The organism is Streptomyces sp. GSL17-111, assembly GCF_037911585.1.
In the GTDB taxonomy this organism is placed as follows: domain Bacteria; phylum Actinomycetota; class Actinomycetes; order Streptomycetales; family Streptomycetaceae; genus Streptomyces.
Genome location: NZ_JBAJNS010000001.1, coordinates 4557093 through 4570793, shown reverse-complemented (window position 1 = coordinate 4570793; position 13701 = coordinate 4557093). Strand labels below are relative to the sequence as shown.

Annotated in this window: 12 protein-coding genes; 7 read left to right on the top strand and 5 right to left on the bottom strand. The window is 71.7% G+C overall.

Annotation, left to right across the window (positions count from 1 at the left end):
- Positions 1 to 81: 81 nt before the first annotated feature.
- From V6D49_RS20395 to V6D49_RS20380, 4 genes are all read right to left on the bottom strand, one after another.
- Positions 82 to 1233: a DUF475 domain-containing protein gene (locus V6D49_RS20395; protein ID WP_340561734.1), complete on the bottom strand. Its 1152-nt coding sequence runs from the start codon at positions 1231 to 1233 to the stop codon at positions 82 to 84.
- A 156-nt stretch (positions 1234 to 1389) separates the two neighbouring features.
- Positions 1390 to 1965 carry a TerD family protein gene (locus V6D49_RS20390; protein WP_340561733.1) on the bottom strand — a complete coding sequence of 192 codons (576 nt, stop codon included), beginning with the start codon at positions 1963 to 1965 and terminating at the stop codon, positions 1390 to 1392.
- A gap of 173 nt (positions 1966 to 2138) precedes the next feature.
- The gene (locus tag V6D49_RS20385; protein WP_191207826.1) at positions 2139 to 2597 is read right to left on the bottom strand and encodes a peroxiredoxin; all 459 of its coding nucleotides are present in this window, start codon (positions 2595 to 2597) and stop codon (positions 2139 to 2141) included.
- 138 nt (positions 2598 to 2735) lie between these two features.
- Positions 2736 to 3176 (bottom strand): DUF3052 domain-containing protein, encoded by a 441-nt coding sequence (locus tag V6D49_RS20380; RefSeq protein ID WP_191207827.1) that lies wholly within the window; start codon positions 3174 to 3176, stop codon positions 2736 to 2738.
- 454 nt (positions 3177 to 3630) lie between these two features.
- On the opposite strand from V6D49_RS20380, the gene aceE reads away from it, so the two are divergent.
- The 5 genes from aceE (at position 3631) to V6D49_RS20355 (ending at position 10618) form a co-directional block, all read left to right on the top strand.
- The gene (gene aceE, locus V6D49_RS20375; RefSeq protein ID WP_340561732.1) at positions 3631 to 6363 is read left to right on the top strand and encodes a pyruvate dehydrogenase (acetyl-transferring), homodimeric type; all 2733 of its coding nucleotides are present in this window, start codon (positions 3631 to 3633) and stop codon (positions 6361 to 6363) included.
- Positions 6364 to 6816: 453 nt separating this feature from the next.
- On the top strand, positions 6817 to 7491 hold the full coding sequence (locus V6D49_RS20370; protein WP_340561730.1) for a TetR family transcriptional regulator: 675 nt from the start codon (positions 6817 to 6819) through the stop codon (positions 7489 to 7491).
- Positions 7492 to 7576: 85 nt separating this feature from the next.
- A complete protein-coding gene (locus V6D49_RS20365) occupies positions 7577 to 8779 on the top strand; it encodes an alpha/beta hydrolase (RefSeq protein ID WP_340561728.1) in 1203 nt (400 codons plus the stop codon).
- 45 nt (positions 8780 to 8824) lie between these two features.
- Positions 8825 to 9745, top strand: coding sequence for a DUF4429 domain-containing protein (locus V6D49_RS20360; RefSeq protein ID WP_340561726.1), 921 nt, complete (start codon positions 8825 to 8827; stop codon positions 9743 to 9745).
- A 60-nt stretch (positions 9746 to 9805) separates the two neighbouring features.
- Positions 9806 to 10618, top strand: coding sequence for a serine hydrolase domain-containing protein (locus V6D49_RS20355; protein WP_340561724.1), 813 nt, complete (start codon positions 9806 to 9808; stop codon positions 10616 to 10618).
- A gap of 27 nt (positions 10619 to 10645) precedes the next feature.
- Here the strand turns inward: V6D49_RS20355 and V6D49_RS20350 are convergent, their stop codons facing one another.
- Positions 10646 to 11320: a pirin family protein gene (locus V6D49_RS20350; RefSeq protein ID WP_340561722.1), complete on the bottom strand. Its 675-nt coding sequence runs from the start codon at positions 11318 to 11320 to the stop codon at positions 10646 to 10648.
- 138 nt (positions 11321 to 11458) lie between these two features.
- Here V6D49_RS20350 and V6D49_RS20345 point away from each other — a divergent pair, with 138 nt between their 5' ends.
- Together V6D49_RS20345 and V6D49_RS20340 are read left to right on the top strand one after the other, a co-directional pair.
- A complete protein-coding gene (locus V6D49_RS20345; protein WP_340561720.1) occupies positions 11459 to 12664 on the top strand; it encodes a PucR family transcriptional regulator in 1206 nt (401 codons plus the stop codon).
- A gap of 94 nt (positions 12665 to 12758) precedes the next feature.
- Positions 12759 to 13697 carry an ACP S-malonyltransferase gene (locus tag V6D49_RS20340; protein ID WP_340561719.1) on the top strand — a complete coding sequence of 313 codons (939 nt, stop codon included), beginning with the start codon at positions 12759 to 12761 and terminating at the stop codon, positions 13695 to 13697.
- Positions 13698 to 13701 lie beyond the last annotated feature (4 nt).

The window sequence follows — 13701 nt, the reverse complement described above, 5'->3', positions numbered from 1 at the left end:
GCGGCCGTCCGGCACGGACGGCCGCCCCGTTCAGAAGGCTTCCGCAATCGGGGCGTCGCGACACCCCGCTTCACCCGTTGTTCATACTCCCGAGGTGACGCGCTTCTCCTCGGAGGGGCTTCCCCCCTCACCTCCGTCACGGTCTCCTCGGTGCAGCCGGTTGTAGCGCAGCGAGGACCAGAACGCGAGACCGATGAGGGTGACTCCGAGCAACCCGGTGATCACCTCGTGGATCTCGAAGCGGATGGTGACGAGCAGGATCGCCGCCAGCGCACCGATCGCGTAGTGGGCGCCGTGCTCCAGGTAGACGTAGTCGTCCAGCGTGCCCTGGCGCACCAGGTAGACGGTGATCGACCGGACGTACATCGCACCGATGCCCAGGCCGAGCGCCATCCAGAAGATGTGGTTGGTGATCGCGAACGCGCCGATGACGCCGTCGAAGGAGAACGACGCGTCGAGCACCTCCAGGTAGAGGAAGAGGAAGAAGGCCGCCTTGCCGCCGACCCCGAGGGCCGTGACCTGCTGACCCGACCGGGCCGCCGCCTCCTCGGCGACGTGCTCGCGCTCCTCTTCCTCCTCCAGCTTGTGCTCGAAGAAGCCGGAGAGGCCTCCGACGACCAGGTAGGTGATCAGACCCGCCACACCCGACAGCAGCACGGTCGTCGTCTTGTCCGCGTGCCCGCCGTACTGGTGGGCGTGCGGGGCCAGGGCCATCGCGGAGACCAGCAGCGCGATGAGAGCGATGCAGACCGACAGGGCGTTGACGCCGCTCAGCTTGGCGAGCGGACGCTCCAGCCACGGCAGCCACTTGTGCTCACGGTCCTCGAACATGAAGTTGAGGAAGATCATCAGCAGGAACATGCCGCCGAACGCCGCGATCGAGGGATGGGCGTCGGTGACCATCTGCTCGTAGGTGTCGGGCTCGCTCATCGCCAGGTCGACGGCCTCGATCGGTCCGACACCCGCCGTGATGGCCACGATCGCCACCGGGAAGATCAGCCGCATGCCGAAGACGGCGATGAGAATGCCGATCGTGAGGAAGATCTTCTGCCAGAAGGCGTTCATCTTCTTCAGCACACCGGCGTTGACGACGGCGTTGTCGAACGAGAGCGAGATCTCGAGGATCGAGAGGATCGCCACCACGGCGAAGCCCTCCCAGCCCCAGAAGAACGCCGCGAAGGCCAGGCCCGCGGCTGTCACGCCGAAGGACCATCCGAAGGTTCTGAGGACCACTGCTTACCCAATCTGTCGCACGGAGCTCCTCCGCGCTGCCCGCGCGGCCGGCCCACGGCCCGCGGCGCGGACCACGTGACGTTCACGCCGAAGTGTAGGGCGGGCACCGCGGCGCGTGGTGCCCGCCCATGACAGGGCCCGTGAGCCCGACGGATCTCAGACGTTGACGCCGAAGTCCTGCGCGATGCCGCGCAGCCCGGAGGCGTAGCCCTGGCCGATGGCGCGGAACTTCCACTCGCCCCCGTGCCGGTAGAGCTCGCCGAAGACCATCGCGGTCTCCGTCGACGCGTCCTCGGTGAGGTCGTACCGGGCCAGCTCCCGGCCGTCCGCCTGGTTCACCACCCGGATGTAGGCGTTGCGCACCTGGCCGAAGCTCTGCTGGCGGGTCTCGGCCTCGTAGATGGAGACGGGGAAGACGATCTTCTCCACCTCCGCCGGGACACCGGCCAGGTTGACTTTGATCGCCTCGTCGTCGCCGTCGCCCTCACCGGTGGTGTTGTCACCGGTGTGCTCCACGGAGCCGTCGGGGCTCTTGAGGTTGTTGAAGAAGACGAAGTGCTGGTCGCTGAGGACCTTGCCCTGGCCGCTCGCCAGCAGGGCGCTGGCGTCCAGGTCGAAGTCGGCACCGGTCGTGGTGCGGGCGTCCCAGCCCAGGCCCACCAGGACTGCCGTCAGGTTCGGGGCTTCCTTGGTCAGCGAGACGTTGCCGCCCTTGCTGAGGCTGACTCCCACAAGTCCTCCAGGTGTGTGGCGCCGGGAGCAGCGCGCTCCCGGCCGTGATCAGTTCGGTCGGAAGGGTGCCGTCCTGAACAACGCCCCGGCCCCCGCCACCGGTTCCCTCGTCACGTTCCGCCCGCGGACGTGACACAGGGTGGGGCGGCGGGGCGGGCACGGTCAGGCAGGCGTCACAGCGCCTCGAGGGCGCGGACGTATTCCTGCAGGTCGCGAGCGTCGGGCAGACCGTTGACCACGGTCCAGCGGACGACGCCCTCCTTGTCGATGATGAAGGTCCCGCGCACCGCGCAGCCCTTCTCCTCGTCGAAGACGTCGTAGGCACGGGAGACCTGGCCGTGCGGCCAGAAGTCCGACAGCAGCGGGTAACCGAGCTGCTCCTGCTCGGAGAAGACGCGCAGGGCGAAGGGGGAGTCGTTCGAGACGGCCAGCAGCTGGACGTCGTCGTTGACGAACTGCGGGAGCTGGTCGCGCAGGGCGCACAGCTCACCGGTGCAGACGCCGGTGAACGCGAAGGGGTAGAACATCAGGACGACGTTCTTGCGGCCCCGGAAGTCGGCGAGACCGACCGCCTCGCCGTGCTGGTTCTTGAGCTGGAAGTCCGGAGCCTTGGTGCCGACCACGATGGGCATGGGGTGCGATCCTCCGATGGGAGACGACGAAACGACGTTGGACGTGCCTCGCCACACCCTAATGCTCCGCGCACCGCAGGCCCCGGCCCCGGCCGGTACGCGTCCGTCCGGGGCAGGGGAACGTGCCGGTGGCCGGGCTCAGCCCTTGGCCGCGCGGCTCGTCTTCGGGGTGACCAGCCGGCTGCCGGTCCAGTCCCTGCCGATGTTCATGGGCTTGGTCTGCTGCAGCCCGGCGGTCTGCGCCGCCTCGCCGATGTCGCTCGCCTCGACGTAGCCGTCCCGGCCCGTCTTGGGCGTCATCAGCCAGATCGGGGCCCCGTCGTCGACCAGCGAGATGGCGTCCACCAGCGCGTCCGTCAGGTCGCCGTCGTCCTCGCGGAACCACAGCACCACGGCGTCGGCCAGGTCGTCGTACTCCTCGTCGACCAGCTCGGTGCCCGTGATGGCCTCGATGCCCTCGCGAAGTGCCTGCTCGGTGTCCTCGTCGTTGCCGAGCTCCTGGACCACCTGTCCGGGCTGGAAACCCAGCCTTGCGGCGGGGTTGGTCCGCTCCTCCGCGTGGTCCGCGGTCGCGCTCACGGATTGCCTCCTGTCATGGTTCGAACGTAGTGGGACCCTCGCGTGTACGCGAGGTACTTGGCCGTAGTCCACACGTGCCGGGCGGATCGCGCAAGTACCCGGCCGTCCGAACTGCCCAAACGGTGACGTGTCACCGCAGAGTGCGCATGCGCGGCGCGGCGCTCGGTGGCGGCCCGCCCACCGCGGGTGTGGGCGGCGCCCGCGTGTGGAGCGGCCGGGTGGACCCGGCGGGCCACGATTGTCGCCCTACCCGCCCATAAGCGAGACAGGACCGGGGTGGGCGTAAGGTTGCGATTTGGCCGACCGGTGCGGCCGGCCCCGCGCTCGCCGTCCTCGCGGACGTCTCGGGGAACGCCTGGGTTACCTCTGGGTAGAGGTGACGCGGGCGGCCCTGCGGTGGACGATGGAGTCGGCGCGACACCAGCAGTGCACTACCGAGCAGCGAAGGAACAGCGTGGCTTCCGCATCCGATCGCAACCCGATCATCATTGGCGGCCTTCCCAGCCAGGTCCCGGATTTCGATCCCGAGGAGACCCAGGAATGGCTCGACTCGCTCGACGCGGCCGTCGACGAGCGAGGCAGGGAACGTGCCCGCTATCTGATGCTCCGCCTCATCGAGCGCGCCCGCGCCAAGCGGGTGGCCGTGCCGGAGATGCGCAGCACGGACTACGTCAACACCATCGCCACCAAGGACGAGCCGTTCTTCCCCGGCAACGAGGAGATCGAGCGCAAGGTACTGAACGCCACGCGCTGGAACGCGGCCGTCATGGTCTCGCGTGCCCAGCGGCCCGGGATCGGGGTGGGCGGCCACATCGCCACGTTCGCCTCCTCGGCCTCCCTCTACGACGTGGGCTTCAACCACTTCTTCCGGGGCAAGGACGAGGGCGACGGGGGCGACCAGGTCTTCTTCCAGGGGCACGCCTCGCCGGGCATCTACGCCCGCGCCTACTTGCTGGACCGGCTCACCGAGGAGCAGCTCGACGGCTTCCGGCAGGAGAAGTCGGCCTACCCGAACGGTCTCTCCAGCTATCCGCATCCGCGCTCGATGCCGGACTTCTGGGAGTTCCCGACGGTCTCCATGGGGCTCGGCCCGATCGGGGCGATCTACCAGGCGCGGATGAACCGCTACATGGAGGCGCGCGGCATCGCCGACACCTCGCGCTCGCACGTGTACGCCTTCCTCGGCGACGGCGAGATGGACGAGCCGGAGTCGCTCGGTCAGCTCTCGCTGGCCGCCCGGGAGGGCCTGGACAACCTGACGTTCGTCGTCAACTGCAACCTGCAGCGGCTCGACGGCCCGGTGCGCGGCAACGGGAAGATCATCCAGGAGCTGGAGTCGCAGTTCCGGGGGGCGGGCTGGAACGTCATCAAGTTGATCTGGGACCGCTCCTGGGACCCGCTGCTGGCGCAGGACCGGGACGGCGTCCTGGTCAACCGCCTGAACACGACGCCGGACGGGCAGTTCCAGACGTACGCCACCGAGACCGGCGCCTACATCCGGGACCACTTCTTCGGTGACGACCACCGGCTGCGCGCCATGGTCGAGGACATGACCGACGACCAGCTCCTCCACCTGGGGCGCGGCGGCCACGACCACCGCAAGGTGTACGCGGCCTACAAGGCCGCCCGCGAGCACAAGGGCCAGCCGACGGTCATCCTGGCGCAGACCATCAAGGGGTGGACGCTGGGGCCCAACTTCGAGGGCCGCAACGCCACGCACCAGATGAAGAAGCTCACCGTCGACGACCTCAAGCGCTTCCGCGACCGGCTGCACATCCCGATCCCCGACCAGCAGCTGGAGTCCGGCCTCCCGCCGTACTACCACCCGGGCCGCGACTCCGAGGAGATCCAGTACATGCACGACCGCCGCAGGGGCCTGGGCGGCTATGTGCCGACCCGGGTCGTGCGCGCGGAGCCGCTGCCGCAGCCTGGGGACGAGACGTACGCGGCGCTCCAGAAGGGCTCCGGCAACCAGCAGGTCGCCACCACCATGGCGTTCGTCCGGCTTCTGCGGGACCTGATGAAGGACAAGGAGATCGGCAAGCGTTTCGTACCGATCGCCCCGGACGAGTACCGCACCTTCGGCATGGACTCGCTGTTCCCGACGGCCAAGATCTACAACCCGCTGGGCCAGGCCTACGAGTCGGTGGACCGGGAGCTGCTGCTCTCGTACAAGGAGTCCCCCACCGGGCAGATGCTGCACGACGGGATCTCGGAGGCGGGCTGCGCGGCCTCGCTCATCGCCGCCGGCTCCGCCTACGCGACGCACAGCGAGCACCTGATCCCGGTCTACGTCTTCTACTCGATGTTCGGTTTCCAGCGCACCGGCGACCAGTTCTGGCAGATGGCCGACCAGCTGGCGCGCGGCTTCGTGCTGGGCGCCACGGCCGGACGCACCACACTCACCGGTGAGGGGCTCCAGCACGCCGACGGGCACTCGCAGCTCCTCGCCTCCACGAACCCGGCGTGCGTGTCCTACGACCCCGCGTTCGGTTTCGAGATCGCGCACATCGTCAAGGACGGTCTGCGGCGGATGTACGGGGAGAACGCCGAAGACGTCTTCTACTACCTCACCGTCTACAACGAGCCGATCCGGCAGCCCGCCGAGCCGGAGGGCGTCGACGTCGAGGGCATCCTGCGCGGCCTGCACCGCTACCGGGCCGGTGAGCGGGGGCAGCAGCGGGCCCAGATCCTCGCCTCGGGCGTGGCGATGGGCTGGGCACTGGAGGCCCAGCAGATCCTCGCGGACGACTGGGGTGTGCGCGCCGACGTGTGGTCGGCGACCTCCTGGAACGAGCTGCGCCGGGAGGCGGTGGCGACGGAGGAGCACAACCTGCTCCACCCCGAGGAGGAGCAGCGCGTGCCCTACGTGACGCGCACACTGCGCGAGACCGAGGGCCCCGTGGTGGCCGTCTCGGACTGGATGCGCGCGGTGCCCGACCAGATCGCCCGCTGGGTGCCGGGCACCTACCAGTCCCTCGGCGCGGACGGCTTCGGGTTCGCCGACACCCGGGGAGCGGCCCGCCGCTTCTTCCACATCGACGCCCAGTCGATCGTGCTGGCGGTGCTGACCGAGCTGGCCCGCGAGGGGCAGGTGGACCGCTCCGCGCTCAAGCAGGCGATCGACCGCTACCAGCTCCTCGACGTCCGGGCGGCCGACCCGGGCCCCGCGGGCGGTGACGCGTAGGTCCGGCCGAAGGACCGCCGGCCGGCTCGCTCCGGCCGTCCGGCCCCCGTACCGCTGCCCACCGGGCACGGCGCGGGGGCCGTTCGCGTGCCCTGCCCTCGCGGGCTCCGGCGCCACGCGGGAGGTGGGCGCGGGTGTGCTGGAGGTGTGCATGGTCTTCCCGTTCTGCCGGCGGTCCGGCGCGGTCGAGCATCCTGATCGGTGACCCGCGAAGCCCGGGTCGTCACGCTGTGTCACCAGCTTGTGCGGGTGAAGGCCGGCCTGCCAAGAGCGAACCGACCGAATCACCGTCCGGGGTGGCGCGGTTGTCCACAACCGGCGAGTACTCCACAGACGACGCGACGCGGCACCGCACATGGCAGTCCGTGCCAGTTTGGTGACATTGCGCTGAGGCAGCGACTGCCAGAAGGCTCGCAGGTACTCTGAGCAGCTCGAACACACTGGAGGTGGGTCGTGGCCGGACTGCGCGAACGCAAGAAGCAGCGCACCCGGGACGCACTGGTGCGTGCGGCGAACGAGCTGTTCGTGTCACGGGGGTACGAGCGCACGACGGTCGACGACATCGCCGCCGTCGCGGACGTCTCACAGCGCACCTTCTTCCGCTACTTCGCGGGCAAGGAGGAGGCCGCCTTCGCCATCGACGTCATGATCCAGGAGCGGTACGTGGAGAGCCTGAAGGCCCGCCCGCCGCACGAGCGTCCGATCACCGCGCTCCGCAACGCCGTCGAGGACAGCTGGAACAGCATCGGCGAGGCCGTCGCCAGGATCGTCCCCCTCGACCTCCACATGCGGATGTGGCACCTGATCGAGACCACGCCCGCGCTGACGGCCGTCCAGATGCGCAACGCGATGGACATGGAGCACCGGCTGGCGCTGATCATCGCCGAGCGGGAGGGGCTGGACGTGCGGGCCGACCCCCGGCCACAGGTCCTGGTCGCCTCCTTCTCCGCCACCATGCGCACGGCCATGCAGAGTTGGGGCCAGGGCGAGGACCTGACGGTACAAGGGGCACGCGAGGGGGCCCGGGGCTACCTGGAGGCACTGTCCCCGGCCCTGTTCGACGCCTGGCGTCCGCCTGCGGAGGAGACGCCGCAGCCCCGGCAGCGCTGCGTGCGGCGATGGAGCTGAAGCTCCCGCCCCCGCACGGACGGAACGTGACGGACATCACCAGCACACATGATCGCGCGGTGGCGTCCTCCTCAGTGTGGCTCCTGTGACGTTGTTCTCCCGCCTCTACCCGCACACTTCCCCCCGCCCCCGCCCGAGCGGGCCGGGGACGTTCACCCTCCCCCGCTTCCTCAAGGCGGTGGCCGTCGTCTTCGCGCTGCTGGCCACGACCGGCTGGACCGCCCGGCAGAGCCACGACGTCACGCCGAACGCGCGGGTGGCGGCGCTCGTCGCCTGGGAGCAGGACACGTTCGCGGGACGTGAGCTGCCGGACGCGGGGGCGCGGCCGGACCGGGTCGCCGCGTTCTTCGCCTCGCTCTCCGCCCGGGAGCAGCACCGGCTGGCCGACCGGCACCCCCTCGTGGTCGGGAACCTGGGCGGTGTCCCGGTGACGCTGCGGTACCGGGCCAACCGCACGGCGCTGGCCGAGGCCGCGCGGCGGGAGCGGGAACGCCGCGTCGACCCCCGGTTCAGCGAGGCGGGACGGCACCTGGCGGGACGGCGCATGAACCGCTTCCTCTCCCTGGGCGAGGAGGGTCGGCAGATCCTCGCCTTCGACCCCACCGGGCTCGGGCGTGCGGCCGAGGTCTTCGGGGACCTGGAGAGCGCCGAGCGGATCTCCGTCGTCGTGCCCGGGGCGGACGTCGACCTGCTGACGTTCGAGCGCACCCGCATGAAGTACGCGGCGCCCTCCGGCATGGCCGAAGCGCTCCACGCGCAGCAGGTGCGCTCCGCTCCCACCGTGCGGAGCGCCACGATCGCCTGGGCCGACTACACCGCGCCGCGCGGTCTCAGCGTGGACACCGCCACCGGGGACCTGGCCCGGGCGGGCGCCGCCCGGCTCCGCGACCTGCTGGCCGCGCTACCCGGTGAGGGCGGGGTCGCGCTGATGTGCCACAGCTACGGTTCGGTGGTGTGCGGGCTGGCCGCCGGCGCTCTGCCCGAGCGGGTCACGGACCTCGCGGTCGCGGCCAGCCCCGGGGTGCGCACGGGGTCGGCACGGGACCTGGGCGAGAACGTGCGGGTGTGGGCGATGCGGACGCCGGACGACTGGATCGGCGACGTCCCGCACCTGCACGTGGCGGGTATCGGTCACGGGGCGGATCCGATGTCCGCGGCCTTCGGAGCCCGCCGCCTCAGCACGGACGGGGCCACCGGCCACACCGACTACTTCGTGCCGGGCACCCGCAGCCTGGAGAACCTCGCGGCGGTCGGAACCGGGGCCTACCATTCCGCTGAACTGCGCTGACGCGGCGTGCGGCACGGGGGGACGTGCGGGCTCCCGGCGCATACGATGGGCCGCATGGGTGATGTGCTGGCCGGAATCCACTCCGCCTGGGAGTTCGACACCGACTCCGTGCTCATCCGCTTCGAACGGGGGATCCGCACGCCGAAGCTGTTCCAGGTCCTCCGGGAGCGGCGTGTTCCGTACGAGGCGCTGGCCCGCGTGGAGCTGGCGCCGGGGGTACGGCGTGGCACGGTGGCGCTGCGCGCGGTGCTGCGCCGGGGCGCCGATCCGCTGCTGGACGCTGCGGCGGGGCAGCTGAAGACGGGCTGCGACCCGTACCGGCTGGTGCTCCCCGCCGACCGCGAGACGCTCGCCGACTTCTACGCGACCGAGCTGCGCGGCGTCCTCGGGGCCGACGCGGAGCACCCGGCCGGGACGTACCTGGTGCCGGCCCCGGAGCCGCCCCTCCAGTTCAAGGCGTACGACGGCAAGGCCGCGTTCGACGGCGGCACCGTCTCGTTCCGCTGGTTCTGGACGGGCGCCTCCTCCGCGAAGTGGAAGGCGGGCGACCAGTTCTTCGACGTCGCGGACCTGGAGGACGTCGAGTGGCGCACACCCGAGGTGCTGGGCGGCCATCTGCGGCTGATCCGGCGCGCCGTGGAGGGCCGGGAGTCCCGGCCCGGCGAGCCGGACCAGGACCCGGCCGCCGTCGTCTTCGGTCTGGGGTACGGGCTCGTGCACGAGTCACTGCCGTTGGCGGCGGCCGTGCTGGCGGCGATCCGGGCGGACCGCGCGACGGCCCGGAACGCCGACGGGCCGGTGGGCGGGGGCGCGGGCGGGCCGTCGCCCCGGGCGCCGGGCGCGCTGCGGGCCGATCCGGCCGACATCGCCGAGCGCATCCGGCACCTCGGCAGGCTCCACGACGCCGGGCTGCTGACGGACGAGGAGTTCTCCGTCAAGAAGGCGGATCTGCTCGCCGAGCTGTAGCGCCCCGGCCGGGGTGCGCTCCGGGCCGGCGTGTTCCGCCCGTCCCGTACGCTCGGTGCCATGGACAGCCTGCGGATGATCGACAACTGGCCGGTGACGACGGCGGCGGCCTCGGTGGTCCGGGCCGACGGCACCCTGGCGGGCCGCCACGGTCCGGACGGCCACCGGTTCGCCCTCGCCTCCGTGACGAAGCCGCTGACCGCCTACGCCGCGCTCGTGGCCGTCGAGGAGGGAGCGGTGGAGCTGGACGAACCGGCCGGGCCCGAGGGCTCGACGGTGCGGCACCTGCTGGCGCACACCTCGGGGCTGGCGTTCGACGAGCACCGGGTCATGGCCGGGCCCGGCGAGCGCAGGCTGTACTCCAACACCGGGTTCGAAGTCCTCGGCGACCACATCGAGAAGGCGGCGGACATCCCGTTCGCCGAGTACCTGCGCCAGGCGGTCCTGGAGCCGCTGGGCATGACGGCGACCGAGCTGAACGGGACGCCGGCGGCGGCTGCCGTCTCCACCCCGGCGGACCTGACGCGCTTCGCGGCCGAACTGCTGGCCCCCACGCTCGTCGCCCGGCAGACGCTCGACGCGGCGACGACGGTGGCGTTCCCCGGCCTGCGCGGGGTGCTGCCCGGTTACGGGAACCAGTCGCCGAACGACTGGGGGCTCGGCTTCGAGATCCGGGGGGAGAAGTCCCCGCACTGGACGGGCGCCTCCTCCTCCCCCGGCACCTTCGGGCACTTCGGCCAGGCCGGAACGTTCCTGTGGGTGGATCCGGCGGCGGGCGCCGCCTGTGTGGCCCTCGCCGACCGGCAGTTCGGCGAGTGGGCGGTCGAGGCGTGGCCGCCCTTCACCGACGCGGTCCTGGCCGAGCTGGGCTGACGCGGTCCCGGCCGCTGCCGGTGGGCGTCAGCCGTAGCCGGGCTCGGCGTGCATCTCCCAGACGAGCAGCTCCGCACCGCCGTGCCCGGCGGCGACGACCAGCGCTTCCGCGTCCGTGACGCGGGCGGCGTCACCGACGGCCAGCCAGCGACCGGCCACCTCCAGGCTGCCGCGCACCACCTGGAGGTAGGCCCAGGGCGCGTCGGGCACGGCGGAGCGCTGCCCCGCCCGCAGCCGGCGGACGTGCAGCACCGCCTGTGCGCGGTCCAGGGCGTAGGGCGTGCCGTCCGCGATGCCCCGCACGACGTCGTACTCCGGCGCGCCCCCGAAGACGCCGGGGACCAGCCACATCTGCCAGAACCGCAACGGCCCGGTGCCGGCGTTGCGTTCGCTGTGCCGCACCCCGTCCCCCGCGCTGAGCCGCTGGAGATCGCCGGGACGCACGACGGTGGCGTGCCCGGCGGTGTCGGTGTGCGTCAGCTCGCCCTCGGTCACCCAGGTGACGATCTCCAGGTCGCGGTGGGGGTGTTCGGCGAAGCCCGCGCCGGGGACGAGCCGCTCCTCGTTGCACGCGACGAGGAGCCCGAACCCGGTGTTCTCCGGGTCGTAGTGGCCGGAGAAGGAGAAGGCGTGCCTGGTGTCGATACCCGCTGCGGCGTCGCCGCCCCGGTACCGCTCGGCCGCTCTGCGCACATCCACCATGGGTGCACGGTACGTGCTTCCTCGGTGACCAGTCACCAGTGACCGGTCACTGGTGACTGGTGCCGGAGGGGGGCGGGCCCGCGCGGGGTCGCGAGGGGCCGGTCCGTGGACGTCGTACCGATAAGGCAGGCTTGTCCCGTGCCCGAACCTGCTGAGACCCCGCCGCCCGCCGTCCCCGACCATCCGCACGCCGCCACGCTGCGTCGGCTCCAGCAGCACTCCGGCAAGCTGGCCGCCGCCGCGATCGCGCGGATGGACGAGCAGCTCACGTGGTACCGGGTCATGCCCCCGGAGAACCGTTCGTGGATCGGGCTGGTGGCGCAGGCGGGCATCGCGGCGTTCACCGAGTGGTTCCGGCACCCGGAGACGCCGCGCGCCATCAGCACCGACGTCTTCGGCACGGCCCCGCGCGAGCTGACGCGGGCGATCACGCTGCGGCAGACGGTGGAGATGGTCCGTACCACGATCGAGGTGGTCGAGAGCGCCATCGACGAGGTCGCCGCCCCGGGCGACGAGGCGGTGCTGCGCGAGGCGCTGCTGGTCTACGCGCGGGAGATCGCCTTCGCCACCGCGCAGGTGTACGCGCAGGCGGCGGAGGCGCGCGGGGCCTGGGACGCGCGGCTGGAGTCCCTGGTGGTGAACGCGGTGCTCTCCGGTGAGGCGGACGAGGGAGCGGTGTCGCGGGCGGCCGCCCTGGGCTGGAACGCGCCGGAACACGTGTGCGTGGTGCTGGGGAACGCTCCGGACGGGGACAGCGAGCTGACGGTCGAGGCGATCCGGCGCGCCGCCCGGTACGCGAAGCTTCAGGTGCTCACCGGTGTGCTCGGCAGCCGGCTGGTCGTCGTCGCCGGTGGTGCGGAGGATCCGCTGAAGGCGGCGAAGTCACTGATCGGCCCCTTCGCCCCGGGGCCGGTGGTGGCGGGCCCGGTGGTCGCGGACCTGCTGTCGGCGCCGCGGTCCGCGCGGGCCGCGGCGGCCGGGCTGCGGGCGGCGGCGGCGTGGCCGGACGCTCCGCGCCCGGTGCTGGCGGACGATCTCCTGCCCGAGCGGGCGATGGCGGGAGACCCCACGGCGCGCGATCTGCTGGTGGAGGAGATCTACAGACCGCTGGAGGACGCCGGTTCGGCGCTCCTGGAAACACTGAGCGTCTATCTGGAGCAGGCGAGCAGTCTGGAGGGCGCCGCGCGGATGCTGTTCGTGCACCCCAATACCGTGCGCTACCGGCTGCGACGTGTGACTGATGTCACCGGCTGGTCGCCTTCGGACGTACGTTCGGCGTTCACCCTGCGTATCGCACTGATTCTGGGACGGCTCGTCGACGCCAGGACGCCTGTCCGTCCTTGACGAGCGGCTTTGTGCAGGGTCCACAATTCCCACGAACGTTCTTCGTCTCGGTCCCCACCGGCGGGGACCTTCACCCCCAAGAGAGAGTGGAAGGGTGCTCGTACTCGTCGCTCCAGGCCAAGGCGCCCAGTCGCCCGGCTTCCTGAATCCCTGGCTCGAACTCCCGGGTGTCGCGGACCTGCTCACGCAGTGGTCCGAGATCACCGGGCTCGACCTCGTGCGCCACGGCACGGAGGCCGACGCGGACGAGATCCGCGACACGGCCGTCGCGCAGCCGCTGCTGGTCGCCGCCGGGCTGCTCTCCACCCGCGCGCTGCTCGACGGCGACCCCCCGTCGGCGCTGGACCGCGTCGGCGCGGTCGCCGGGCACAGCGTCGGTGAGCTGACCGCCGCCGCGACGGCCGGGGTGCTCTCCGAGCGGGACGCCATGGCGGTCGTGACGCGGCGTGGACAGGCCATGGCCGAGGCCGCCGCCGTCACGCGGACGGGCATGTCCGCCGTGCTGGGCGGGGACGCCGACGCCGTCGTGGCCCACCTGGAGGGCCTCGGGCTGACGCCCGCCAACATCAACGGGGCCGGGCAGATCGTCGCCGCCGGCACCACGGAGCAGCTGGCCGCGCTCGCCGCCGAGCGGCCCGAGGGCGCCCGGGTGCGGGAGCTCAAGGTGGCGGGCGCCTTCCACACCCACCACATGGCACCCGCCGTCGGCGCGCTGAAGGAAGCCGTCGCCGACCTCACCCCCGGTGCTCCGGCCGTGCGGCTGGTCTCCAACCGGGACGGACAGGTCGTCACCGACGGCGGCGACTTCGTCGACCGTCTGGTCGGCCAGGTCGCCAGCCCCGTCCGCTGGGACCTGTGCATGGACACCTTCCGCGAGCTGGGTGTCACCGCCGTCATCGAGGTGTGCCCGGGCGGGACGCTGACCGGGCTCGCCAAGCGCGCTCTGCCGGGCGTCAAGACCCTGGCGCTCAAGACCCCCGACCAGCTCGACGCCGCCCGTGAGCTGATCGCCGAGCACGGCACCGCCGAATAGGAGC

What these genes read in the sequence shown, in the direction of transcription:
- V6D49_RS20360 (WP_340561726.1), top strand. Translation starts at nt 8,825, where the DNA reads ATGGGCCGCATGGGTGATGTGCTGGCCGGAATCCACTCCGCCTGGGAG.
- V6D49_RS20350 (WP_340561722.1), bottom strand. Translation starts at nt 11,320, where the DNA reads ATGGTGGATGTGCGCAGAGCGGCCGAGCGGTACCGGGGCGGCGACGCC.
- V6D49_RS20385 (WP_191207826.1), bottom strand. Translation starts at nt 2,597, where the DNA reads ATGCCCATCGTGGTCGGCACCAAGGCTCCGGACTTCCAGCTCAAGAAC.
- V6D49_RS20355 (WP_340561724.1), top strand. Translation starts at nt 9,806, where the DNA reads ATGGACAGCCTGCGGATGATCGACAACTGGCCGGTGACGACGGCGGCG.